Here is a 24,262-nt window from a genome sequence, read left to right as displayed (position 1 = left end):
ACGCCGCAGGTGGGGCCGGCGGTGATCCGCGATCGCTGACGGGGCCTGATGGGGGATGAGGAGGGTGCGGCGGTACCCGACCGGTGTCGCCGATCGGACGTGGTGGGTGACGCGGGCCGGTGTCGCCAGGACTTCACGGCAGGCGGCGGGATGACCGGCGCCTCGGTCACGGGCACGAGGAAGGGTGGCGGCCGTGCCGACGGTGGAGCTGCGTTGACGGGTGCCGAAATACTCTATGCGAGACGGCATCTTGTCAAGCGATCCACGAGGCATCTAGTCCGCGTTCGCGCACCTCGCGGCCGGTGTGGTGCCGTCGCGGCGACCGTGGCGTGGGGTTGACAGCACCTGCATGATGGGTAAATCTATCGCTATCCGAGATGGCGTCTCTCTTTTCGATACAGACTGCCCCGGCCGACGACCCGCACGAGCATCACCGCGATCCGGGCGCAGGAAACTGGCGAACGAACAGCGAGGTTCAGCCGTGACCAACCAGCAGGACGTGGACGTGACGATCACCGGTCGGGCCGTGCCGGGATCCGAACGGATTCTCACCCCGGAGGCGGTGGCCTTCCTCGCCGGACTGCACCGCCGCTTCGGGGCCCGACGCGACGAACTCATCGCGCTGCGCGTCGCCCGACAGGCCGAACTGGACGCCGGGGCCGTGCTCGACTTCCTCCCCGAGACCGCGCACGTGCGCGACGCGGACTGGCGGGTCGCACCCCCGGCCCCCGGCCTGGTGGACCGTCGCGTCGAGATCACCGGCCCCACCGACCGCAAGATGACGATCAACGCGCTGAACTCCGGCGCCAAGGTCTGGCTCGCCGACTTCGAGGACGCCATCACCCCCACCTGGGAGAACGTCATCTCAGGTCAGGTCAACCTCGTCGACGCGCTGGACCGCACCATCGACTTCGGCACCCCCGACGGCAGGTCCTACGCCCTCGGCGACGACCCCGCGACCATCGTCGTACGGCCCCGGGGATGGCATCTGGACGAGAAGCACCTGCACGTCGACGGGCAACCGGTGGCCGGCGCGCTCGTCGACTTCGGGCTCTACTTCTTCCACTGCGCCCGGCGGCAGCTCGACGCCGGCCGGGGCCCCTACTTCTACCTGCCCAAACTGGAGAGCCACCGGGAAGCCCGACTGTGGAACGACATCTTCGTCTGGGCCCAGCGTGAACGCGGCATCGCGCAGGGCACCATCCGGGCCACCGTGCTGATCGAGACGATCCCGGCCGCGTTCGAGATGGACGAGATCCTCTACGAGCTGCGGGAGCACTCGGCCGGGCTGAACGCCGGCCGGTGGGACTACCTGTTCAGCATCATCAAGAAGCACCGCAACCGGGGCACCGACTTCGTCCTGCCCGACCGCAACTCGGTCACCATGACCGCGCCGTTCATGCAGGCGTACTGCGAACTGCTGGTGCGGACCTGCCACCGGCGCGGCGCCCACGCCATCGGCGGCATGGCGGCCTTCATCCCCAGCCGCCGCGACGACCAGGTCAACGCCACCGCCCTGGCCAAGGTCCGCGAGGACAAGACCCGCGAGGCGACGATCGGGTTCGACGGGTCGTGGGTGGCGCACCCGGACCTCGTCCCGCTGTGCCGGGAGGTCTTCGACGGCTTCCTGGCCGACGCGCCGCACCAGCTCGACCGCACCCGCGACGACGTCACGGTCGACGCCGCCGCGCTGCTCGACGTCCGGTCGGCCGGCGGGCAGGTCACCGAGGCCGGCCTGCGCAACAACGTCAGCGCCGCCCTGCAGTACCTCGCGGCCTGGCTCGGCGGCCTGGGCGCGGTCGCGATCTTCAACCTGATGGAGGACGCCGCCACCGCCGAGATCGCCCGCTCCCAGGTGTGGCAGTGGGTGCACAACGACGTCGTCCTGGCCGACGGGCGGCCGGTCACCCGGGACCTGGTCGAGCAGGTGATCGACGAGGAGACCGCCACGATCGCCGCCGCCCGGGGACCGGCGTTCGACGCCGCCGGCTACGCCGCCGCCCGGGACCTCCTCGTCGAGGTGAGCCTGGCCGACGAGTTCGTCGAGTTCCTCACCCTGCCCGCCTACGCGCGGATGTCCTGAACAGTCATCGAGGAAAGGATCTGATGTGGTCGAGATCGTGGGTGGCCCCGCGGCATGGCGGGGGCCGGACATCGTGGACAGTCCGGAATGGAAGATCGAACTGACCGACGCGCACGTCGCCGAACTCATGGCCGCCCTGGCGGCGGTGGACCGGCCCGACGTCGGCCTGCGGGACGTCACGAAGGAGAACTTCGTGCTGCCCACGCTCGCCCCGGTGCTCGCGGGCGTGGTCGACGAACTGGTCGACGGTCGCGGCTTCGTGCTGGTGCGCGGGGTGCCGGTCGAGCGGCTGAGCGAACGGCAGGCCGAGCTGATGTACTGGGGCATCGGGCTGCACGTGGGCATCCCGATCCACCAGAAGACCGAGGACGACCTGCTCATCCACATCCGGGACCAGGGCGTCGACCGCAACGACCCGCTGGTGCGCGGCTTCCAGACCAGCGCCCGGCTCGACTACCACGCCGACTCCTCCGACGTGGTGGCGCTGCTGTGCATCCGCCCCGCCATGTCCGGCGGGGTCAGCACGATCGTCAGCGCGGTCGCGGTCCACGACGAGATCGTCCGCCGCCGACCCGACCTGGCCGAGGTGCTGTACGCCGACTGGTGGCACGACCGCCGCTCGGGTAACGGCCCGGAGAGCTTCTTCCAGTGCCCGATCTTCGGCCGCAACGACGACGGCAAGCTGTTCGCGCACTACGGCCGCGCGTACATCGAGTCGGCCCCCCGGGGCGAGGGCGTGCCCGACCTGACGCCCGCCCAGATCGAGGCGATGGACCTGCTCGACGAACTCGACAACTCCGACGGGTTCGTGCTCAACATGAACTTCGCCCCCGGCGACATCCAGTTCCTCAACAACTACACCATCATGCACGCGCGCACCGACTACCAGGACCACCCGGAGCCGGAACGCAAGCGGGACCTGATCCGGCTGTGGCTGGTCATCGACCGTGACCTCGGTCTGCCGCCGGCCTTCGACGCCGGGGGCATCGTGCCCCGCGCGGTCGCGCTGGCCCGGTGACCCCCGCCGCCCGCCACGGCCGGCCGGCGCATCCGCGGCCGGCCGTGGCGGGCGGCCCGGACCCCGCGCGAGCGCCGGCCCGGCCGGCTCACCCGACGCGGCGTCGACGGGCCAGCGCCAGCGCACCCAGCCCGGCGGCGAGCAGCCCCACCACCAGGGCGACGTAGCCGCCGCCGCGTCCGTTGCCGGTGCCGACGCCACCGTCCGCGGAAGCCACCACCAACCCACCCAGGGCCACCCCGACCACCCCCGCCGTCACGGCCAGCACGCCGCCGCGCCGCCCGGCGTCGGGCGTCCGGCGCAGCGCCAACCCTGCGACGACCGACCCTGCCAGCCCCAGCAGCACGGCGACCGTCGCCCCGAGCCGCCCGACGCTCATGGTGGTGACACCGACCGCGTCCCGTTGCGCCGACAGGTGCGCCGAGGCCGGGGCGGCGAACCCCGTCGCGCCGAGAACGACGGCGGCGACCACCGTCGACACCAGTCGGGACGACCGGGAATTGCCTGCTGGACGCATGATGCTCCTCCTGTCCGCGACGCGTGCCCCCACGCGCCGGTCTCCCCGATCATGGCGGCGGGCGCGGCGACCGTCGTCCGGCGAACGTGGACAGTGCGCACTGCCGCCGTGGCGTACCCGGCCGCCGCCGACGCGGTACGCCTACCGCGTCCGTGGTATCCGCCGGTCGTCCGTCGGTAGGAGTCGCCCCCCGGTGGCAGCCGGTTAGGGTGCGCCCATGAGCACAGCACGCTGCGGTGTCCGCGACTGGGCGATCGCCGGCGGGGTGGCGGTGGTGCTGCTGGTCGCCGGGGTGGCCGGGAATCCGGGGCCCGGTCCGGTCGGCTACGCCCTGCTGGCGGCCGGCGGTCTGGCGCTCGCCGACCGCCGGCATGCCCCGGTCGCCGTGCTGGTCGGCACCGGCGGGTGCGCGGTGGGCTGCCAGGCGGTCGGCCTCGACGTGCCCGCCGTCGCCTTCCTGTTCGCGGTGTACGCCGCCGTCCGGGCGGGACACCGCACGGCCACGGTGGTGGCGGCGGTGACGGTGCTGGTGGCACTGCCGCTGGTTGCTCTCGGCCCGCCGCAGGAACTGGCCCTGGGCGCTGCGCTCACCCGGGCCCGGGGTGTGCTCGAACTGGCCTGGCTGGTCGCCGCCGGCGCGGCGGGTGAGGCGCTGCGGCAGGCCGAGCGGCGGGCGGACGAGGCCGAGCGGAGCCGGGAGGAGACCGCGCGGCGGCGCGCCGACGAGGAACGGCTGCACATCGCCCGTGAGCTGCACGACTCGCTCACCCACCAGATCTCGGTCATCACCGTGCAGGCCGAGGTGGCCGTGCATCTGGCCCACCGGCGCGGTGAGGACGTGCCGGAGGCGCTGCTGGCGATCCGGGCGGCCGGCCGGGAGGCGACCCGGGAGCTGCGGGCGACCCTGGAGGCGCTACGGGACGACGGGGAGGGCACCCCGCCCGGCCTCGACCACGTCCCGGAGCTGGTGCGTCGGGCCCGTGCGGCAGGGCTGGACACGACCCTGACCATCGGGGGTGACCGGCACGACGTTCCGGCGGCGGTCGGTGCGACGGCGTACCGGATCGTCCAGGAGTCGCTCACCAACGTCACCCGGCATGCCGCCGCCACCACCGCGTCGATCCGGATCGACTACCGGCGCGACGCGCTCGCCATCCGGGTCGACGACGACGGCACCGCCCTCCCGTCCGGCACGCCCACCCCCGGCGTCGGGCTGCTCGGCATGCGCGAACGGGTGGCCGCCCTCGGTGGTCGGCTGCGCGCCGGCCCGCGCCGCGGCGGCGGTTTCACCGTCCACGTCGAACTCCCCACGGACGGCACCCCGTGATCCGGGTGCTGCTCGTCGACGACCAGCCGCTCCTGCGCAGCGGCTTCCGAGCGTTGCTCGACATCGAGGACGACATCGAGGTGGTGGGGGAGGCCGCCGACGGCGTCGCGGCGCTGACACTGGCCCGGCGGCACCGGCCGGACATCGCGCTGCTCGACATCCAGATGCCGGTCATGGACGGCATCGAGACCACCCGGCGCATCGCCGCGGACCCGACCCTGGCCGGGGTACGCGTCGTCATCCTGACCAACTACGGCCTGGACGAGTACGTCGTCGACGCGCTGCGTGCCGGGGCGGCCGGGTTCCTGGTCAAGGACATCGTGCCGGAGGACCTCCTGCACGCCGTCCGGGTCGCCGCCCGTGGTGACGCCCTGCTCGCGCCGTCGATCACCCGCCGGCTCATCGACAGGTACGTCTCCGCGCGCCCCCGGGTCGCCGCCGGCGTCGCACTGGCGGGGCTGACCGGTCGGGAGCGCGAGACGGTCGCCCTGGTCGCGCAGGGCCTGTCCACCACCCAGATCGCCGACCGGCTGGTGATCAGCCCGTCGACCGCGAAGACCCACATCAACCGGGCGATGGTCAAGCTCCATGCCCGTGACCGCGCCCAACTCGTGATCGTCGCCTACGAGTCCGGCCTGGTCACCCCCGGCGGCGGATGAGCGTGCCGCCGGCCCCACGGCATGACCGCGCCGCCACGGTCCGCCGGCGTCGGTCGGCCCTCCGGCGGCCCGTCCGGCCCGTCCGGCCCGTGACATGATGACGCCCATGGGGAAGCAGCAGGATGTCGACCGGTCCGACCGTCACGACGGGGCGGGTGACCGCCCGCCCGCGGCGATGGACGGCGACGCCGAGGCCCGGCTCCGCCTCGCGCAGGACCCGGGCACCACCCACCTGACGCTGATCGACCTGGCCGCCGACCCGTCGCCGGTGGTCCGGCGGGCGGTCGCCGCCCGGGCCGACGCGCCCGCGCAGGCGTTGCGTCCGCTCACCCGGGACCGTGACCGCGAGGTACGGGAGGCCGTGGCACGTAACCCCGCCACCTCGATCGCCAATCTGCTGCGCCTGGTCAGGGACGCCGACCGGTGGGTCCGCTGGGCGGTCGCCGGCAACCCGGCCTGCGACGCGTCGGTACGCCGGGCGATGGCGCAGACCGCCGACAAGGAACTGCGGGGCCTGCTCGCCGAGTCGCGTGACCTGGAGCCGGAGCTGGCCGCGCGGCTGGTCGACGACGTCTCTCCCGAGGTGCGGGAGCGCCTCGCCGCGCACACCCACGACTCCGACGTGATGACCACGCTGCTGGCCGACCGCACGGCCCGGGTACGCAAGGGGCTGGCGCGCAATCCGCGGACCACCGCCGAGCACCGTCGCGCGCTCGCCCAGGATCCGGTGCCGGACGTCCGCGCCGCGCTGGTGTCCGCCGTCGCGCTCGACGAGGCAGACCTGCGTCCGCTGGTGGAGGACCGGTCGGCGCAGGTGCGGATGGCGGTGGCGACGTCGGAACTCGTCCCGGCGCACCTGCGGCAGGCGCTCACCGACGACCCGGAGGAGCTGGTCGCGGACGCGGCCCGGCAGTTCCGCCCCGGTGCGGCGACCTCCCCGGTGGTACGTGCGCCCCGCGTCGGCCACCGCACCGCCGGGCCGGGTCGGGGCCGGGCGGGCGACGCCCCGCGCTGAGTCCGTCCCGCGTACGCCCGGTGCCGGCGTAGGGGCTTCCCCTCGGGTCGAGGGTGCGCGACACTTCTCGGGCGGATCGATCGGGGTGGCTCCCTTCGTTTCCTTCCGACCGGACGGTAGCATTATCTGGCTGTATCGCGGACAGGGAGGCCATTGATGGCGCGTGCGACGTCCCGCCCGGAGTCGACCCGACGCCGGCAACGCTGGCCCGACGGGTACGACCCGGAGAACACCCGCAACTCGCTGATCACCAGTGCGTTGGGGCTGATCGAGCAACGGGGCTTCGACCGCACCTCGGTGCAGGAGATCGCCGACCAGGCGCAGCTCACCAAGGGCGCCTTCTACCACCACTTCGCCAGCAAGGACGACCTGCTGCGGCACATCCAGGAGGAGTACCTGGAGGCGCAGCTCGCCGCGATCCAGAAGATCGAGGCCGACAGCGACGACCCGACCGTGCGGGTACGCGAGCTGATCCGGTTCAGCCTGACCAGCGTGGCCGAGTACCGGGCCCACGTGACGATCTTCTACCAGGAGCGGCGCTACCTCTCCGGTGACCTGTTCGCCGAGGTGACCCGCAAGCGGGGCCTGGTGGAGGCGGCGTTCGCCGGGATGATTGCCGACGGGGTCGCCCGGGGGGCGTTCCGCGCGGACGTCGACCCGCGGATCGCCACCTTCGGGCTGGTCGGCATGTGCGCCTGGGCCTACCAGTGGCTCAACGTCGGCGGACCGCTCAGCGTCGACGAGGTGGCCCGCCAGTTCAGTGCGATGGTGCTGGAGGGCCTGACCGCCTGAGCGCCGCCGGGGCCCTCGCCCCGCCCGTCAGTCCTTGAGGAGTTGGCGGGCCATGACGATGCGTTGGACCTGGTTGGTGCCTTCGTAGATTTGGGTGATCTTGGCGTCGCGCATCATGCGTTCGACGGGGTAGTCGCGGGTGTAGCCGTAGCCGCCGAGGAGTTGGACGGCGTCGGTGGTGATCTCCATGGCGGCGTCGGAGGCGAAGCACTTGGCGGCGGCGCCGAAGTAGGTGAGGTCGGCGTCGCCGCGTTCGGACTTCCCGGCCGCCGTATACGTCAACTGGCGGGCGGCTTCGAGTTTCATACCCATGTCGGCGAGCATGAACTGGATGCCCTGGAACTCCGCGACCGGTTTGCCGAACTGCTTGCGTTCGCGGACGTAGCCCTTGGCGTAGTCCAGGGCGCCCTGGGCGATGCCGACGGCCTGGGCGGCGATGGTGACGCGGGTGTGGTCCAGGGTGCGCATCGCGGTGCCGAAGCCGGTGCCGGGCTCGCCGATGATGCGGTCGGCGGGGATGCGGACGTTGTCGAGGTAGACCTCCCGGGTGGGGGAGCCCTTGATGCCGAGTTTCTTCTCCGGCGCGCCGAAGCTGACCCCGGGGTCGGACTTTTCGACGACGAACGCGGAGATGCCCCGGGACCGGGCGGCCGGGTCGGTGACGGCGAACACGGTGTAGAACTCCGACACCCCGGCGTTGGTGATCCACCGTTTCACCCCGTTGAGGACCCAGTGGTCCCCGTCCCGGACCGCCCGGGTGGACATCGACGCCGCGTCGCTGCCGGCCTCGGGCTCGGACAGGCAGTACGAGAACATCGCCTCACCCGCCGCCACCGGCGTCAGGTAACGCCGCTTCAACTCCTGCGACCCGGCCAGCAGCAGCGGCATCGTGCCTAGCTTGTTGCCGGCGGGGATGAGGGCCGACGAGGCGCAGGCGCGGGCGACCTCCTCGATGACGATCGCGGTGGCCAGGGCGTCCGCGCCGGCCCCGCCGTACTCGACGGGGATGTGCGGGGCGTGGAAGTCGGCGGCCCGCAGCGCGTCGTAGCCGGGGCGGGGGAACTCGCCGCTCTCGTCGGCCTCGGCCGCGTGCGGGGCCACCTTGGCGGCACAGACCTCGCGGACCGCCTCGCGGACCGCGTCGTGCTCCTCGGGCAACCGGTACGCCTCGAACACCACAGACCCCCTCGTCAGAACCGCCGGTCAGCAAAATACCATCCGGTCGGTATGTTGAGCACCCCTTGAGTTGTCCGGGCCGGGGGTGTTAGATACCCACCAGTCGGAATGTGGGAGGCCGGATGACCCGCGCGGTCCGGGCAGGCATGGACTTCGTCTCCGCGCTCGACCGGGGCAGCCTCGGTGGCCTCGCCCGGTTGTGCGCCCCCGACGCGACCTGGTGGGTGGACACCGGCCCGGACCGTCGCGGCGGCGACCCGGCGCTCGCCCCGCACGGCAGCGGACGTTTCCCCCTGCACGGCCGCATGCGGATGGACGACAAACTGGCGCTGATGCGGTCCCTCGGCCCGCACGCGTTCCCCACCGGCTGCCGGCAGATCCCCCGGCGGATCGTCGCCGGGGACGACACCTGCGTCATCGAGGTCGAGGGGTACGGCGTCCACGTCAGCGGACGCGAGTACGCCAACCGCTACGGCTTCGTCGTCGACGTGGACCCGACCGGCGCGATCGTCGCCGTGCGGGAGTACCTCGACACCGCCCACGCGCAGCACGTCGTGGGCGACGACGTACCCGTACCCCGCAGCAGCCTCGACGACCCCCCGCACCACGACCCCCGACGCCACGACCCGCCCGACCCGGTCGACGCGCCCCCGGCGCTGGCGACCGCGCTGGCGATGTGGCCGGCCCTCGCCCGGGGCGACCTCGAAGCCTTCGGCGCGCTGTTCACCGCCGACGCCACCTGGTGGACCGACTCCGGCCGCCGCCGCGACCTCGGCCGGCTCCACGGCCGGGGTGACCTCGACGCCAACGGCCCGTTGCACGGGCGGGTCGCGATGAGCGGGAAACTCGCCGCCATGCGGGCCCGACTGGCCGGCGGAGCCTACGCGTCCCCCGGGATCGCGGTCACCGCCGACCGGTGGATAGTCGACGACACCCTGGTCGCAGTCGAGGCCCACGGACACGCCGTCCTCGGCGACGGCGCCCGCTACCAGAACCGCTACCTCTGGATCGTCGACGTCCGGCCCGGCGGCATCGCCGAGGTCCGCGAGTACTGCGACACCCTGCACGTCACCGACCTGATGGGCGTCGCCCCGGAGGCCGACCGATGACCCTGCCGTTCACCGACCTCAACCACGTGCTGACCACCACCCGGTCGGTCCGGCTGCGCCTCGACTACGACCGTCCGGTGCCCCTCGACCTCGTCGGCGAGTGCCTCCAACTCGCCGTCCAGGCGCCCACCGGAGGCGGCGCCGAGGACTGGCGCTGGCTCGTCGTCGGCGACCCGGCGCTCAAGGCCGAACTGGCGACGCTCTACCACTCCGCCTACCGCACCCACGTGCACGAACCGCTGCACAGCGCGGCGGGCACCGGGAACGACCTGGTCCGGGGCCGCCTCGGCGGCGTCGACGCGGACGGCACGGTCAGCGCCCGCACCGCCCGCATCCTCGCCGGGGCCGAGCACCTCGCGCGGCACATCGGGCGGGCCCCGTACCTGGTCATCCCGTGCGCCACCCGGCCCGACCCGGCCACCGGAGGCCCCGGCACCAACTCTGCCCTCTACGGATCGCTCTATCCGGCGATCTGGCAGTTCAACCTGGCGCTGCGGGCGCGCGGACTCGGCACCGTCATCACCACCCTGCACCTGCACCACGCCGCCGCCGTCGCCACGCTGCTCGGCATCCCCGACGGCGCGGTGCAGATCACCATGCTGCCGGTCGCGTACACCATCGGCACCGACTTCAGGGTCGCGGCCCGTCGGCCCGTGCACAGCGTCAGCTACCTCGACCGGTGGGGCACCCCGTTGCCCTACCGGGACAAGCCCGTCGACCGCCTCACCGGAGAGGACCACCGATGACCGGAGCAGTGATCACCGACATCGACGAGGTGCTGACCACCACCCGCGCGGTGCGCCACCGGCTGGACTTCGACCGGCCCGTCGGCCGCGCCGTCGTCGAGGAGTGCCTGCGCCTCGCGCAGCAGGCGCCGATGGGCTCCAACCTGGAGGACTGGCGGATCGTCGCGGTCGACGACCCGGCACTCAAGCGGGAACTGTCCACCCTGTACACCGAGATCTGGCACGACACGGTCGCCCGCCCGCTGGCCGACGGCGAGGCGGCCACCACCACCCGGTTGTCGCCCGGCGTCCGGGCCGACCCCCGCGCCCAGGCCCGGCAGCAGCGGGTCCTCGCCGCCGTCAAGCACCTCGTCGACCACCTGGCGCAGGTGCCCGTCCTGGTCGTGCTGTGCAGCACCAAACCGGTCCCGCAGCGACCCGTCGGCGGCACCGCCTCCGGTTACTACGGGTCGATCTTCCCGTTCGCCTGGTCGTTCCAGCTCGCCCTGCGCTCCCGGGGCCTCGGCTCGGTACTGGCCACCGCCCTGGCCCACCGGGCCACCCGGGTACGCGAGGTGCTCGGCCTGCCCGACGACTGGCGACCGGTCACCCTCGTCCCGGTCGCCTACACCCGGGGCCTGGACTTCCGCCCCGCCGCCCGCGCCGACCTCGCCGACGTGGCGTTCTGGAACGGGCCCACCGAACCGGCCGGATCGGCGGCCCGGTGAGAGCCGCCCACGTCCGTACCCCCAGCGCCGCCGACCCGGTCGGCGCGCTGCACGTCGGCGACCTCGCCGCCCCGACCGCACCCCCCGGCTGGGTCGACGTCGACGTCCGGGCCGGCGCGCTGAACATGCACGACCTGTGGACGCTGCGCGGCATCGGCACCACCGGGCACGACGGGCCCCGGGTCATCGGCAGCGACGCGGCAGGCGTCGCCGCGGGCCGCGAGGTGATCGTCTACCCGGTGCTGCCCACCGCGCCCGACGGTCGGACCGTCCCGCACGCCACCCTGCTGCCCGACGCCGGCCACGGCGTGCTCGCCGAACGGATCGTCGTCCCGGCGGCACACCTCGTCGCCAAACCCGCCGGACTGAGCTGGGCCGAGGCCGCCAGCCTGCCGACCGCCTGGCTCACCGCGTACCGGATGCTGTTCACCCGGGCTTCCGTCGGCCCCGGGCGGACCGTGCTGGTGCAGGGCGCGGGTGGCGGGGTGGCGACCGCCGCGATCAGCCTCGCCGTGGCCGCCGGCGCGACCGTGATGGTCACCTCCCGGTCGGCGGCCAAACGGGAACGGGCGCTCGCCCTCGGCGCAGCCGTCGCCCTGGACAGCGACGCACGGACCCCGGAACTCGCCGACATCGTCGTGGAGACCGTCGGCGCGGCCACCTTCGCCCATTCGACCCGCTGCACCCGGGCCGGCGGCACCATCGTGGTCTGCGGCGGCACCAGCGGCTTCACCGCCGAGCTGGACCTGCCACGCCTGTTCGCCCGGGAGATCAGCGTGCACGGCGCGACCATGGGCACCCTCGACGAGTTCGTGGCGCTGGTCGGGTTCGTCGACACCCACCGGCTCCGACCCGTCGTCGACAGCGTCGTCGACCTCGCCGACATCCGGATCCAGGCGGCCCGGATGCTGGCCGGCACCGCGTTCGGCAAGCTCTGCGTGAGCCTGACGTGACCTCCGTGGTGCTGACCCGGCGCGGGACCGCACTCTGGGCGCGCATCGACCGGCCCGGGTCCGGCAACGCCTGCGACAGCACCGTGCTGACCGGTCTCGAACGGTGGCTCGCCGCTGCGACCGACCCGGGCGTACGCGTGCTCGTGCTCACCGGCACCGGCCGCAGCTTCTGCGCCGGGGCCGACCTCGCCGAGGCCACCGCCCTGCTCGGTGACCTGCCCGCGCTGCTGGCCCACCTCGACCGGGGCCGCCGCCTGGTCCGCGCCCTCCGGGCGGCCCCGGTGCCCACCGTCGCCGCGGTCAACGGGGCGGCCTTCGGCGGCGGCCTCGAACTGCTGCTCGGCTGCGACATCGCGGTCGCCGCCGACGGTGCCCGGATCGGCGACCGGCACCTCGCCGCCGGTCAGGTCCCCGGCTGGGGGTCCAGCGTGCTGCTGCCCCTCGCCGTCGGCCCGGCGCTCGCCCGACGCCTGCTGATCACGGGGGAGACCTGGTCGGCCGAGGAATCGGTACGCCGGGGACTGGTCAGCGCCGCCGTCGCCGACGACCGTCTCGTCGGGCACGTCGACGCGCTGGCCGCAGCGGTCGCAGCCCTCGACCCGGCGGCGGTCCGCCGGATGCTCACCGTCGCCCGCCCGCCGGTGGCCGAGGCGGACTGGGACCGGGAGTGGGAGACGCTCACCGCGCACGTCACGGCCCAGGCGGCGGCCCGTGCCGGCACCGCGTCCCCGCCCGACCGTCACGCCCCCGGGGCACCCACCCGACCCGACACCCTGGACCCACCACCCGGAACGGAGCACCCCCGATGCGTACCATGAGACGGACCACCGTCGACACCCCGACCGACCTGCTGGGGCTGGTCGGCACGGAGCTGGGCGTCAGCGCGCCGCAGGTGGTGACCCAGCGGCAGGTCGACCAGTTCGCCGACGTCACCGGGGACCACCAGTGGATCCACGTCGACGTCGAACGGGCCCGGTCCGGGCCGTTCGGCGGCACCGTCGTGCACGGGTTCCTCACCCTGGCCCTCGTCCCCCGGCTGCTCGCCGACATCCTGGAGGTGCGGACCTTCTCGATGGGGGTCAACTACGGCCTCGACCGGGTCCGGTTCGTCAGGCCGCTGCCGCCGGGGGTCGAGATCCAGGGCACCGCGACCCTCGTCGCGGCCACCGCGATCACCGCGCCCGGCCCCCAGGCCACTCCCGGGGTACAGGCCACGGCGTCGGTGGCGGTGGAGTTCGCCGACACGTCGCAGCCCTGCTGCGTGGCGGAGATCGTGTTCCGCTACTACGCCTGAGCTCGGGGACCGTCGCCCGACCCGCCCGGCGTCGGCCGTGATCCGGCCGACGCCGGGCCGGCGGTCACCCGGCCCGGCGGCCGGCGGTCACTCGGTCATCGTGCGCGACGGCGCGACGAAACGGCCCCGGTAGAACGACAGCGCCGGCACGTCGGTGGGCTTCAGGTGGACCCGGTCGACGTCGATCAGGACGATCACGTGGTCGCCGCTGGTGATCACCTCGTCGCGTCGTCCGGCCAGGATCGCCGGGGTGTCGGGCAGCAGCGGGACGCCGTCGGGGCCGGGCACCCAGGACACCCCGTCGAGCCGTTGCTCCCCGGACAGCCCGGAGGTGGCGAACCGCCGGGCCACGTCCTCCTGGTCCTGGCTGAGGATGTGCACGGCGATCCGGTCGGCGTCCATCAGCACCGGGAAGCTCGACGAGAAACTGGTGACGCAGAACAGCACCTTCGCCGGGTGCAGCGAGACCGAGGTGAACGAGTTCACGGTCAGCGCGGCGACGGCGCCCCCGGCGGTCACCGCGGTCACCGCCGTCACACCGGTGGGGAAGTGCCCGCACACCTGACGGAACTCGGCGGAGTCGAACAGGGGCTCGGCCATCATCGGGTCACCGCCGGGTCGCAGGAGTCGTGGTCGGGACGCAGCCCGGTGTCGAGCTGGATCAGGCACAGGGTGTGCCCACCCGGGTCCTTCACCAGGTGCAGCCGTCCGTGCGGGGTGTCGACCGGCCCGACGGTCGGCTTGCCGCCCAGGGCGGTCACCCGGGCCAGCGCGTCGTCGAGGGAGGCGACGGCGAAGTAGGTGACCCACGTCGACGGGATGGGGTTCGGCCAGGCGTTGTCGAGTTCGAGCACCCCGGCGACCGGCACGTCGGCGAGCATCAGCACGGTGTAGGGCCGGGCCGTCGGCGAGTCGTCGCGCTGCTGGGTGGTGTAGCCGAACAGCGCGCGGTAGTAGGCCACCGCCTCGGCCGGCTCACCGGTGTCCAACTCGTTCCAGCACAGCGCCCCGACCGAGTTGACCGCCTGGACGCCGACGCGCGACTCACCCTGGTAGAGGCCGAAGGCCGCGCCGAACGGGTCGATCACCGCCGCGCCGGTGCCCGCCGCCGGCAGGTAGCGCGGCGGCGCGACCAGCTCACCGCCGAGCGCCACCGCCTGCCGGGCGGACGCGGCGATGTCGTCGACGGCGAAGTAGGTGAGCCAGCCCCGGGGGCGGTCGCCGTGCAGGGCGGCGGCGTCGGAGATCCCGGCGACGTCCCGCCCGTCGATGCTGCACATCCGGTAGGTGGTGCCGCCGAGGCGTTCGGCGCGGACCGTCCAGCCGAGCAGCGCGGCGTAGAAGGTCTCGGCCTGCGCCGGGTCGGGTGTGCACAGCTCCACCCAGACCGCCTCGCCGGGCTGGAATCGTGGTCTCATCCGGTTGCCCCCCTGGTGGCCGGGCCCGCGACGATCGTGCGGGCCGAGATGTCGTACGCCTGGTCGGCGGTCCCGGTGGTCAGGCTCGACTCGACGACGCCGACCACCGCCCGCAGGGTCGCCCCCGGCACGGCCAGCAGGGCGTCGACGAGCTCGTCGACGGCCCCGTCCAGCTCGTCGTCGGGGACCACCCGGGCCACCAGGCCCCAGTCGCGCAGCTGCCCGGCGGTCGCCTCCGCCACCCCGGTGAGCAGGTGGTAGGCGTGCGGCCGGGGCACCGACCGGGCGATGGTGTGGCCGACCCCGGCGGGGGCGAAGCCGTAACGTGCCTCCGGCAGCGACAGCCGGGCGTCGGCGGCGGCGACCGGCAGGTGTACGGCGCTGAGCAGGCCGACGCCGAACCCGATGATCCGTCCCCGCACGGCGGCGACGACGGGCACCGGGAGCCGGCGGATGCGCTGCAACGCGGTGTCGCTGGCGCGCAGGTCGGCAGCCACCTCCTCCCGGGTGGCCCCGGCCAGCGCGGTGAAGGAGGAGGTGTCCCAGCCGGCGCAGAAGTGCCGCCCGGCCATGTCGAGACGGATGACCGCGCAGGTCGCGTCGCCGGCGGCGGTCTCCAGGGTGTCGACGAGCCGGTGCAGCGTCGTGGTGTCGAAACAGTTGCCGCGCGCCGCGTTGTCGTAGCGGATCCGGGCGAGGCGGCCGTCGTGCCCATGGGTGAGGGTGATGGTCACCGCGGTATCATACAAACCGGTCGGTATGAACACAACGGTGCTGGCCGGCGGGCCTTTGTCACGCGAATGTCACGAGCGAGATACCCGGTCGACCCGTTGACTTGATACCGGCTGGTCGGTACTTTGTGGCGAACGTCACCGCCGCCTCACGCGGAGACAGAACGGGTCCATCGCAGTGAAGGACACCCATGATGATCATGAAATCCCTGCGCTCCCGGCGCTCCCTGGCACTGGCCGCGGCCCTGGCCGTCGTGGGCGCCGGCCTCACCGGGTGCGGCGGCTCCGATTCCGACGACACCGGCTCGTCCCGCACCGCGCCCATCCGGGCGCTGCTCGCCGCCCAGCCGGCGACCCTCGACCCGATCGTCGGCGCGCGCTCCGCCCAGATCGTCTGGGCGACGATGCTCGAACCCCTGATCAACACCGGTAGCGACCTCGCGCCGACCGACACCGGCCTGGTCACGAGCTGGACCCGTACCGACGCCACGACCTGGACGTTCAAGGTCCGGCCCGACATCAGCTTCAGCAACGGCGAGAAGGCCGACGCGGCGGCGGTCGCCAACACCATCACGCTCACCCGCGACAGCGCGGCCTCGCAGCTCAAGACGTACTTCGGCAACGTCACCGCGATCGAGGCGCCCGACGCCACCACGGTCGTGGTCAAGACCAAGACCCCGCAGTACGACATCCCCGACCTGCTCACCACCGTCTACCTGGTGCCGCCGAAGTACTACCAGGAGAAGGGCTCGGAGGGCTTCGCCGCCGCACCCGTCGGCACCGGCCCGTACGTCTGGTCGGGCGCGAACGCCGGCCGCGACATCTCGGTCAAGCGCAACCCCGACTACTGGGGCACCAAGGCGACCAACGAGGGCGTCACCTTCACCTGGGCCAACGAGGCCGCCCAGCGGCTCGCGCTGATCCAGAGCAAGAGCGTGGACGTCTCCTTCGACCTGCCGCCGGCCCAGGCCAGCGCCGCCAAGGCCGCCGGGGTCGAGGTGGTCAGCACCGAGACCGCCATGAAGATCATCGCGTTCCTCGACTCCACGAAGGCGCCGTTCGACGACCCCAAGCTGCGCGAGGCGGCGGCCCTGGCCATCGACCGCGACGCCATCGTCAAGGGCATCTTCGACGGGCAGGCGGTCGCCGACGCCGGCCTGCTCAACGTCAAGCCCGGTCAGCAGCCGACGCAGAGCGTGACCGCCGACGCCGCCAAGGCCAAGGAACTCCTCGGCGGGGCGACCCCGACCGTGCAGATCACCTACCCGGCTGCCCAGTACACCAACATCGAAGAGGTGTCCCAGGCCGTCGGTGGCAGCCTGGAGAAGGCCGGTTTCAAGGTCAGCTACGTGCCGCTGGACTACGGCACGCTGGTCAAGCGGATCGTCGGCCGCCAGGTGCCCGGCCTGTCGATCTTCGCCGGGGTGCCGAACGTCGCCGTGCCCGACTACTTCGTCAGCGGCTTCATGAAGACCAAGTCGATCACCGGTAACTGCCCTGACCCGCAGATCGACACCCTGGCCCAACAGGCGCTGGAACAGAACGACGCCCAGCAGGCCGCCCCGCTCTACGAGCAGCTCAACACGATCGGCGTGGTCCAGAAGCACTGCTACGTGCCGCTGTACCGGCAGGTGTTCAACTACGCGACCGGCCCCGGCGTCTCCGGCGTGGTGTTCGGCCCGCTGAACACCGTGGACTTCACGAAGGCGACCCGCTGACGATGTCCGAGGCAGCGGAGACGGGGGTGCCGGGCGACCTCGCCCGGCACCCCCGCACCCCGGAGTCGGACACCCCCGTGCTGGAGGTCGACGACCTCGTCGTCGAGCACCGCGACGGCGGCACCGGCACGCTGTTCCGCGCGGTCGACCAGGTGTCACTGCGGATCGGGGCCGGCGAGAGCGTCGCCGTCGTCGGCGAGTCCGGCTCCGGCAAGACCACCCTCGCGATGGCCGCCACCGGGCTCGGCCCGCGCGGCCGGGGCGACATCCGGCTGCTCGGCCACTCGCTCGCGGCGGTCAGCCGCACCCAGCTGCGCCGGCTGCGCCCCGAGGTGCAGGTGGTCTTCCAGGACCCGCACGGCTCGCTCGACCCCCGCCAGTCGGTCCGCTCCGGGCTGCGGGAGCTGCGGGCGCTGCAACCCGAACGGACCTCCTGGATCGACGACGCCGACCTGCTCGGCCGGGTCCGGCTCGCCCCGGACCTGCTCGACCGCTACCCCCACCAGCTCTCCGGGGGCCAGGCGCAGCGGGTCTGCATCGCCCGCGCGCTGCTGATGCGTCCCCGCCTCATCGTCGCCGACGAACCGACCTCCGGCCTCGACGTCTCCGTGCAGGCCGACGTGTTGGCCCTGCTACGGCAGATCCGGGCCACCACCGGCGCGGCGTTGCTGATGATCAGTCACGACCTGGCCGTGGTCCGTTCGCTCTGCGACGTCGTGCACGTGATGTACCGGGGCCGGGTCGTCGAGGCGGGACCCTGCGACCGGGTCTTCGGTACCCCCGAGAACGACTACACCCGCGAACTGCTCGCCGCGATGCCCGGCGCGCGCTGGAGGTCCCGCCGATGAAGGCCAGCACCGTACGCCGCGTCGGCGGCCGGCTCGCGTCGCTGTTCGCCTCGCTGCTCATCGCGCTCAGCCTGGCGTTCCTGCTCGGCCGGCTCTCCGGCGACCCGACCGCCACCATCCTCGGCCCGTTGGCCCCACCCGAGCAACGCGAGGCGCTGCGCCACGAGCTGGGCCTGGACCTGCCCGTCGTCGTGCAGTACCTCGACTACCTCAAGGGCGTGTTCACCGGCGACCTCGGCCAGTCGTTGCAGTTCTACCAGTCGAACACCGCGATGATCGCCGACCGGCTGCCGTACACGCTGCAACTGGTCGGCGCGGGCATGGCCCTCGCCCTGCTGGTCGGCGTGCCGCTCGGGGTGCTCGCGGCCACCCGGGAGGGCACCTGGTGGGACCGGGGGGCCTCCACCCTCGCCCTGCTCGGCCAGTCCGTGCCGGTCTTCTGGTTCGGCATGATGCTGGTGGTGCTGTTCGCCGTCAAACTCGGCTGGCTGCCCGCCGGCCAGTCCGGCAGCCCGAGACACCTGATCCTCCCCGCGCTGACCATGTCGGTCTACCCGATGGCGCACATCGCCCGGCTCACCCGCGCCTCGATGAGCGACGCGCTGGCCGAGCCCTACATCGACTCCGCCCGCGCCCGGGGCATCAGCACCCGCCGGGTGATCTGGCGGCACGCCTTCACCAACGCGATGATGCCGATCCTCACCATCGTGGTGCTCCAGACCGGCATCCTGCTCTCCGGCGCGGTCGCCGTCGAGTACGTCTACTCCTGGCCCGGTCTCGGCCAGCTCGCGTTGCAGGCCATCCAGTTCCGCGACTTCCCGCTGGTGCAGGCGATCGTGGTGTTCGGCGCGCTGGTGTTCGTGCTGCTGAACCTGCTCGTCGACGTCCTGCACTCGATCGTCGACCCGAGGGTGCGGTGAGCATGAGCCAACTCGAACTCGACCCGGTCACCGCCCCGGTGTCGCCACCGCGCCGGGCCGGCCGCCGGGCGCGTACCTCGGTGTTCTGGCTGGCCCTGCCGCTGGCGGTGACCGCCGTCGCGGTGTTCGTGCTGCCGCTGACCGGGCTGCTGCCCGACGGCGGCCAGGACCTCGACGCGACCCGTCGGCCGCCCGCGTTCCTGTCCGGCGGCAGCTGGGCGCACCCCCTCGGCACCGACAAGCTCGGCCAGGACCTGCTCACCCAGTTCGTCTCCGCCGGCCGGCTGACCATCGTGATCGGCCTGGTCGGCGCGCTCGTCGCGATCGGCCCCGGCACGCTGCTCGGCCTGCTGGCCGGCTACTTCCGGGGCTGGGTCGACCGGGTCATCTCGATCCTCATCGACGCCCAGCTCGCCCTGCCGTTCATCCTGGTCGCCCTCGCCATCATCGCCAACCGGGGCAGCTCCCTGCCGGTGCTGTTCCTGGTGCTGGCGCTCACCGGCTGGGCGGTGTGCGCCCGGGTCACCCGCGCCGCGACCCTGGCCATCCGGGAACGCCAGTTCGTCGTCGGCCTGCGCGCCGCCGGTGCGTCCGAACCCCGGATCGTCTTCCGGCACATCCTGCCCAACCTCGCCGGCACCATCGTCGCGCTCGGCACCCTCCAGGTCGGCACCGCGATCCTGGTCGAGAGCGCGCTGAGCTTCCTCGGCCTGGGCGTGGTGCCGCCGATGAACAGCTGGGGCTCGATGCTCGCCTCCGGCCAGGACGAACTGAGCCAGGCCTGGTGGATCGCCTTCTTCCCCGGCCTCGCCATCACCGTGCTGGTGCTGCTGGTGAACCTGCTCGGCGACGCGCTGCTCACCCACCACGACCCACGGAAGAGGCGGCGATGAGCGCCCTGCTGACACTCTCCGGACTGTCCATCACCGCCCGGCTCGCCGCCGGCGACCTGACCCTGCTCGACGACGTCGACCTGGAGATCCGCCGGGGCCAGATCGTCGGCGTCGTCGGCGAGTCCGGCAGCGGCAAGACCACCCTGGCCCGCGCCGTCGTCGGCCTGCTCGACCGCAACGTCCGGGTCGACCAGGGCACCGTCACCGTCGGCGACGAGCAGGTGGTGGCCCCCGGCGTCGACCGCACCGCGCGGGTCCGGGGCAGCGCCGTCGGCATGGTCTTCCAGGACGCGTCCCGGTCGCTGAACCCGCTGCTGAAGGTCCGCACCCAGCTTGCCGAGGTGCTGCGCCGCCACGTCCGGGACATCACCCGGGCCGAGGTGGAACGCCGCTCGGTGGAGGTGCTGGCCCAGATGCGCATCGACGACCCCGGCCGGGTACTGGCCAGCTACCCGCACCAGCTCTCCGGCGGCCTGCGGCAGCGGGTCGCCATCGGGCTCGCCGTCGTCACCCGCCCCGCGCTGGTGATCGCCGACGAGTGCACCACGGCCCTGGACGTCACCACCCAGACCAAGGTCGTCGACCTGTTCCGCACCCTCGTCGACGAACTCGGCATCGGCCTGCTCTTCGTCACCCACGACCTGATGCTCGCCAGCGACCTGTGCGACCGGATCGCGGTGATGAGCGGCGGGCGGGTCGTCGAACAGGGCGACGCCCTGACCGTGCTGGACCGACCGCAGCAGGAGTACACCCGACGCCTGCTCGCCGCCATCCCCTCGTGGAGCTGAAGGAGAACCCGCGACCCATGCCCGAGCAACCCGGCATCGACGCCTACGCGGCCTACCTCCCGGCGTACGCGCTCGACGACACCAGGCTCGACCCGACCGTGCCGGCCCGTGCCGGCGGCCCCACCCGTAGCGTCGCCGGCTACGACGAGGACGCCGTCACCATGGCCGTCGAGGCGCTGCGGCACATCGCCGCCGACACCCCGGCCGGGCGGCACCTGCTGCTGGCCACCACCAGCGCACCGTACGAGACGAAGACGTCCGCCGGGGTGGTCCACGAGGCGCTGGGCCTCGACCCCGGCGTCACCGCCCTCGACCTGCGCGGCCACCGGGCCGGCCCGTCCGCCCTCGACCTGGTCCTGCGGGGTGTCGCCACCGCGGCCCTGGCCGACGTGCGCACCACCCGCCCCGGCGCCCCCGACGAACTGGCCCAGGGCGACGCCGCCACGGCGTTCGCCGGCGGCGGCCGGGCCGCCGTGCTCCTCGCCCGCGTCGGCCACACCACCGAGCTGCTGGACCGCTGGCGGCTGCCCGGCGAACGGCACGACCGGGTCTGGGACGAACGGTTCACCGCCGAGATCCTCGTCGCCGCCGGCCTCGACACCGCCCGCCGGGCCCTGGCGCAGGCGTCCCTCGACACCGTCGACCAGGTCGTCGTGTCGTCGTCCAACCCCCGTGCGGCGGCGGCGCTACGCAAGGCGCTCGGCGGCACCGGGCAGGACGTGACCGTCGAACGGGCCACCGGCTTCACCGGCGTCGCCCACCCCGGCCTGCTGCTCGCCGCCGCCCTCGACGAGGCCGAACCCGGGCAGACCATCCTGCTGCTGTCGGCCACCGAGGGTGCCGATGCCTTCGTGCTGCGGGTCGGCGACGGCGTCCGCGCCGCCCGGGGCGGGCCGACGGTCCGCGCCCAGCTCGCCGCCCGGCAGCGCCTCGGCTACGGCCGGTACCTGCGCTGGCGGGGGCTGCTCGACGTGCAGGGCCCGGCCCGACCGGCCTCCCCGGCCCCGGCCGCCCCGCCCATGCACCGCCGGGCCGGCTGGAAGTACCGGCTGGAGGGCAGCCGGTGCGACGCCTGCGGCCGGGTCACCACACCCCCCGGGCGGGTCTGCGCCTCCTGCGGCACCGCCGGGTCCGGCACCGCCCCGGTGTCGCTGCGCGACCGCACCGCCCGGGTGGTCTCGGTGACCCGCGACCACCTGACGACCATGCCGGAACCGGAGGTCGCGATCGTCGTCGCCGACGTCGACGGCGGTGGCCGGCTCAGCGCGTACGCCACCGACGTTGCACCCGGCGACGTGGCGGTGGGGATGGCGATGGACCCCACCTTCCGCCGGCTCTGGACCACGGACTCGATCCACAACTACTTCTGGAAGCTCCGCCCGGCACCCGCCGACGCCGCGCCAGGGAAGGACACCGCCGATGGCCAGTAGGCGCACCACCCACGACGTCGCGATCGTCGCGATGGGCTGCACCCCGTTCCGGGACCACTGGAACTCCTCCGCCGACGACCTGCTCGTCGACGCCGTGCAGGAGTGCGTCGGGTCGCTGCCCGACGTGACCCTCGGCGACGTCGACGCGTTCTGGGTCGGCACCCAGGGCTCGGGCATGTCCGGGCAGACCCTCGCCCGCCCGCTGCGGCTGACCGGCAAGCCGGTGACCCGGGTGGAGAACTACTGCGCCACCGGCTCGGAGGCCCTGCGCAACGCCGCCTTCGCCGTCGCCTCCGGCGCGTACGACATGGTGATGGCGACCGGGGTGGAGAAGCTGAAGGACTCCTCGTACTCCGGGCTGTCGGCGGTGTTCCCACCCGCCGACGGCACCGACGTCGACTGGACCGCCCCGGCCGGCTTCTCCCTGCTCGCCCCCGCCTACCAGGCGGCGTACGGGATCGACGAGCGACAGATGCGCGCCGCGATGACCCGGGTCGCGGTGAAGAACCATGCCAACGGCGCCCGCAACGACCGCGCCCAGTTCCGTCGGGCGGTGACCGCCGAGACGGTGGAGCGGTCCCCGCGCATCGCCGGGCAGCTCGGTGTCATGGACTGCTCGGGCGTCTCCGACGGCGCGGCGGCGGCGATCCTGGTCCGGGCCGAGGACGCCCACCGGTACACCGACAAACCGGTCTACCTGCGCGGGATGAGCTTCGTCGCCGGCTCCGGGTCGGGGCTGGCCGCCGACGGCTACGACTTCACCACCTTCCCCGAGGTGGTCGCCGCCGCCCGCGAGGCGTACGAGCAGGCCGGGGTGACCGACCCGGCGGCGCAGATCTCGCTGGCCGAGGTGCACGACTGTTTCACCCCGACGGAGGTGGTGCTGATGGAGGACCTGGGCTTCTCCGCCCGCGGCAAGGCGTGGCGGGACATCCTCGACGGCCGTTACGACGCCGACGGGGCGTTGCCGGTCAACACCGACGGCGGGCTCAAGTCGTTCGGCCACCCGATCGGCGCGACCGGGCTGCGGATGATGTTCGAGTGCTTCACCCAGTTGCGGGGGGAGGCCGGCGCTCGGCAGGTGCCTGACGCCCGGTTGGCGGTCGCCCAGAACCTCGGTGGGCAACCGGGCTCCTGCGTCGCGTTCGTGGCGGTCCTGGGGAACGAGCGATGAGCGCCCGGGTCACCCTCGACGGCCGGGTCGTCGTCGTCACCGGCGCGGGCAACGGCATCGGCCGGGCGCACGCGCTGACCCTCGCCGCGCGCGGCGCGTCGGTGGTCGTCAACGACCTCGGCGGGACGGTCGACGGCTCCGGTTCCTCAGGCGCCGCCGAACAGGTCGTCGCCGAGATCCGCGCGGCCGGCGGCACCGCCGTCGCCTCCACCGACTCGGTGGCCACCGCCGCCGGGGGGGCCGACCTGGTCGGCCGGGCCATCGACACGTACGGCCGGCTCGACGCGGTCATTCACAACGCCGGCATCCTGCGGGACCGGACGCTTGCCAAGATGTCCGACGAGGACGTCAGCGCGGTGCTCGACGTGCACCTGGCCGGGGCGTTCCACGTGCTGCGGCCCGCCTGGCCGCACCTGGTCGCCCAGGGCTACGGCCGGATCGTGCTGACCAGCTCGTCGTCCGGCCTGTTCGGCAACTTCGGCCAGGCCAACTACGGCGCGGCCAAGGCCGGCCTGATCGGGCTGATGAACGTGCTCGCCCTGGAGGGGGCCCGCCGGGGCATCCTGGTCAACGCGATCGCGCCGACCGCCGCGACCCGGATGACCGAGAACCTGCTCGGCGAGCTGACCGACCGCTTCGACCCGCAGCACGTGGCCGCCGTGGCGACCTTCCTCGCCTCCGAGCAGTGCCAGCTCAACCGGCACATCCTCACCGTGGGCGGCGGCCGGGTCGGGCGGATCTTCCTGGGCGTCACCCCCGGCTGGTACGGCGGGCCCACCCCGGCCTCGCCCGACGACGTGCTCGGCGCGGTGGACGAGATCTGCCGACTCGACGACTTCATCGTGCCGGACAGTGGCGCCGACGAGGTCACCCTGATCCAACGGGTCCTCGGCGGGCCGTCCGGACCGTCCGCCTGAACCGCGAACCCCATCGGAAGGCAGGCATC

General features: G+C 73.3%; 25 protein-coding genes. 20 read left to right on the top strand and 5 right to left on the bottom strand.

The window, feature by feature from the left end; translation table 11 throughout:
- Positions 1–481: 481 nt before the first annotated feature.
- Both aceB and ACN265_RS16805 read left to right on the top strand, forming a co-directional pair.
- Positions 482–2,083 (top strand): malate synthase A, encoded by a 1,602-nt coding sequence (aceB, locus tag ACN265_RS16810; RefSeq protein WP_421408486.1) that lies wholly within the window; start codon positions 482–484, stop codon positions 2,081–2,083.
- Positions 2,084–2,108: 25 nt separating this feature from the next.
- Entirely contained in the window at positions 2,109–3,101 is a 993-nt protein-coding gene (locus ACN265_RS16805; RefSeq protein ID WP_421408485.1) for a TauD/TfdA family dioxygenase, read from the top strand.
- An 88-nt stretch (positions 3,102–3,189) separates the two neighbouring features.
- Here ACN265_RS16805 and ACN265_RS16800 read toward each other — a convergent pair whose 3' ends face one another.
- Positions 3,190–3,618, bottom strand: coding sequence for a DUF6223 family protein (locus ACN265_RS16800; RefSeq protein ID WP_421408484.1), 429 nt, complete (start codon positions 3,616–3,618; stop codon positions 3,190–3,192).
- A gap of 217 nt (positions 3,619–3,835) precedes the next feature.
- Here ACN265_RS16800 and ACN265_RS16795 point away from each other — a divergent pair, with 217 nt between their 5' ends.
- From ACN265_RS16795 to ACN265_RS16780, 4 genes are all read left to right on the top strand, one after another.
- Complete coding sequence (locus ACN265_RS16795; RefSeq protein WP_421408483.1) at positions 3,836–4,945, top strand: sensor histidine kinase; 1,110 nt, start codon at positions 3,836–3,838, stop codon at positions 4,943–4,945.
- A complete protein-coding gene (locus ACN265_RS16790) occupies positions 4,942–5,604 on the top strand; it encodes a response regulator transcription factor (RefSeq protein ID WP_357935222.1) in 663 nt (220 codons plus the stop codon). The genes ACN265_RS16795 and ACN265_RS16790 overlap by 4 nt, the downstream gene beginning before the upstream one ends.
- Before the next feature lie 106 nt (positions 5,605–5,710).
- Positions 5,711–6,619 carry a hypothetical protein gene (locus ACN265_RS16785; protein WP_204926565.1) on the top strand — a complete coding sequence of 303 codons (909 nt, stop codon included), beginning with the start codon at positions 5,711–5,713 and terminating at the stop codon, positions 6,617–6,619.
- Positions 6,620–6,775: 156 nt separating this feature from the next.
- Positions 6,776–7,411 carry a TetR/AcrR family transcriptional regulator gene (locus ACN265_RS16780; RefSeq protein WP_204926564.1) on the top strand — a complete coding sequence of 212 codons (636 nt, stop codon included), beginning with the start codon at positions 6,776–6,778 and terminating at the stop codon, positions 7,409–7,411.
- A 27-nt stretch (positions 7,412–7,438) separates the two neighbouring features.
- On the opposite strand, the gene ACN265_RS16775 is transcribed toward ACN265_RS16780, so the two are convergent.
- Positions 7,439–8,587, bottom strand: a complete 1,149-nt coding sequence (locus ACN265_RS16775; protein ID WP_421411515.1) for an acyl-CoA dehydrogenase family protein — start codon at positions 8,585–8,587, stop codon at positions 7,439–7,441.
- A 122-nt stretch (positions 8,588–8,709) separates the two neighbouring features.
- Here ACN265_RS16775 and ACN265_RS16770 point away from each other — a divergent pair, with 122 nt between their 5' ends.
- Genes ACN265_RS16770 through ACN265_RS16745 form a run of 6 tightly spaced genes read left to right on the top strand, consistent with a single transcriptional unit; the run spans position 8,710 to position 13,396 of the window.
- The gene (locus ACN265_RS16770) at positions 8,710–9,696 is read left to right on the top strand and encodes a nuclear transport factor 2 family protein (protein WP_421408482.1); all 987 of its coding nucleotides are present in this window, start codon (positions 8,710–8,712) and stop codon (positions 9,694–9,696) included.
- Complete coding sequence (locus ACN265_RS16765) at positions 9,693–10,442, top strand: nitroreductase family protein (RefSeq protein WP_421408481.1); 750 nt, start codon at positions 9,693–9,695, stop codon at positions 10,440–10,442. The genes ACN265_RS16770 and ACN265_RS16765 overlap by 4 nt, the downstream gene beginning before the upstream one ends.
- The gene (locus ACN265_RS16760) at positions 10,439–11,149 is read left to right on the top strand and encodes a nitroreductase family protein (protein WP_204926560.1); all 711 of its coding nucleotides are present in this window, start codon (positions 10,439–10,441) and stop codon (positions 11,147–11,149) included. The genes ACN265_RS16765 and ACN265_RS16760 overlap by 4 nt, the downstream gene beginning before the upstream one ends.
- Positions 11,146–12,102, top strand: coding sequence for a zinc-binding dehydrogenase (locus tag ACN265_RS16755; RefSeq protein WP_421408480.1), 957 nt, complete (start codon positions 11,146–11,148; stop codon positions 12,100–12,102). Before ACN265_RS16760 ends, ACN265_RS16755 begins: the two co-directional genes overlap by 4 nt.
- A complete protein-coding gene (locus tag ACN265_RS16750; protein ID WP_421408479.1) occupies positions 12,099–12,920 on the top strand; it encodes an enoyl-CoA hydratase/isomerase family protein in 822 nt (273 codons plus the stop codon). Before ACN265_RS16755 ends, ACN265_RS16750 begins: the two co-directional genes overlap by 4 nt.
- Positions 12,908–13,396 carry a MaoC family dehydratase gene (locus tag ACN265_RS16745; RefSeq protein WP_232378252.1) on the top strand — a complete coding sequence of 163 codons (489 nt, stop codon included), beginning with the start codon at positions 12,908–12,910 and terminating at the stop codon, positions 13,394–13,396. The genes ACN265_RS16750 and ACN265_RS16745 overlap by 13 nt, the downstream gene beginning before the upstream one ends.
- An 87-nt stretch (positions 13,397–13,483) precedes the next feature.
- Here the strand turns inward: ACN265_RS16745 and ACN265_RS16740 are convergent, their stop codons facing one another.
- From ACN265_RS16740 to ACN265_RS16730, 3 genes are read right to left on the bottom strand one after another with little or no spacing between them, the layout of a single operon-like run.
- Entirely contained in the window at positions 13,484–13,999 is a 516-nt protein-coding gene (locus ACN265_RS16740) for a flavin reductase family protein (RefSeq protein ID WP_421408478.1), read from the bottom strand.
- On the bottom strand, positions 13,996–14,814 hold the full coding sequence (locus ACN265_RS16735; RefSeq protein WP_421408477.1) for a VOC family protein: 819 nt from the start codon (positions 14,812–14,814) through the stop codon (positions 13,996–13,998). The genes ACN265_RS16740 and ACN265_RS16735 overlap by 4 nt, the downstream gene beginning before the upstream one ends.
- Positions 14,811–15,548, bottom strand: coding sequence for an enoyl-CoA hydratase/isomerase family protein (locus tag ACN265_RS16730; RefSeq protein WP_204926555.1), 738 nt, complete (start codon positions 15,546–15,548; stop codon positions 14,811–14,813). Before ACN265_RS16730 ends, ACN265_RS16735 begins: the two co-directional genes overlap by 4 nt.
- 191 nt (positions 15,549–15,739) lie before the next feature.
- Between ACN265_RS16730 and ACN265_RS16725 the strand changes: the two genes are divergently transcribed.
- Genes ACN265_RS16725 through ACN265_RS16690 form a run of 8 tightly spaced genes read left to right on the top strand, consistent with a single transcriptional unit; the run spans position 15,740 to position 24,233 of the window.
- Entirely contained in the window at positions 15,740–17,263 is a 1,524-nt protein-coding gene (locus ACN265_RS16725; protein ID WP_421408476.1) for an ABC transporter substrate-binding protein, read from the top strand.
- A 2-nt stretch (positions 17,264–17,265) separates the two neighbouring features.
- On the top strand, positions 17,266–18,111 hold the full coding sequence (locus ACN265_RS16720) for an ABC transporter ATP-binding protein (RefSeq protein WP_421408475.1): 846 nt from the start codon (positions 17,266–17,268) through the stop codon (positions 18,109–18,111).
- Positions 18,108–19,031, top strand: a complete 924-nt coding sequence (locus ACN265_RS16715; RefSeq protein ID WP_420116071.1) for an ABC transporter permease — start codon at positions 18,108–18,110, stop codon at positions 19,029–19,031. The genes ACN265_RS16720 and ACN265_RS16715 overlap by 4 nt, the downstream gene beginning before the upstream one ends.
- A gap of 2 nt (positions 19,032–19,033) precedes the next feature.
- On the top strand, positions 19,034–19,924 hold the full coding sequence (locus tag ACN265_RS16710) for an ABC transporter permease (RefSeq protein ID WP_204926551.1): 891 nt from the start codon (positions 19,034–19,036) through the stop codon (positions 19,922–19,924).
- A complete protein-coding gene (locus ACN265_RS16705; RefSeq protein ID WP_357927097.1) occupies positions 19,921–20,712 on the top strand; it encodes an ABC transporter ATP-binding protein in 792 nt (263 codons plus the stop codon). Before ACN265_RS16710 ends, ACN265_RS16705 begins: the two co-directional genes overlap by 4 nt.
- A gap of 17 nt (positions 20,713–20,729) precedes the next feature.
- Positions 20,730–22,142 (top strand): zinc ribbon domain-containing protein, encoded by a 1,413-nt coding sequence (locus ACN265_RS16700; RefSeq protein ID WP_421408474.1) that lies wholly within the window; start codon positions 20,730–20,732, stop codon positions 22,140–22,142.
- A complete protein-coding gene (locus ACN265_RS16695; protein WP_421408473.1) occupies positions 22,132–23,316 on the top strand; it encodes an acetyl-CoA acetyltransferase in 1,185 nt (394 codons plus the stop codon). The genes ACN265_RS16700 and ACN265_RS16695 overlap by 11 nt, the downstream gene beginning before the upstream one ends.
- Entirely contained in the window at positions 23,313–24,233 is a 921-nt protein-coding gene (locus tag ACN265_RS16690) for an SDR family NAD(P)-dependent oxidoreductase (RefSeq protein WP_420116067.1), read from the top strand. The genes ACN265_RS16695 and ACN265_RS16690 overlap by 4 nt, the downstream gene beginning before the upstream one ends.
- The last annotated feature ends 29 nt before the right edge of the window (positions 24,234–24,262 follow it).

This window comes from Micromonospora sp. WMMD730, assembly GCF_049178955.1.
Taxonomy (GTDB): domain Bacteria; phylum Actinomycetota; class Actinomycetes; order Mycobacteriales; family Micromonosporaceae; genus Micromonospora; species Micromonospora wenchangensis.
The sequence above is the reverse complement of the archived record's forward strand: the minus strand, read 5'-3'. Positions and strand labels throughout refer to the sequence as shown.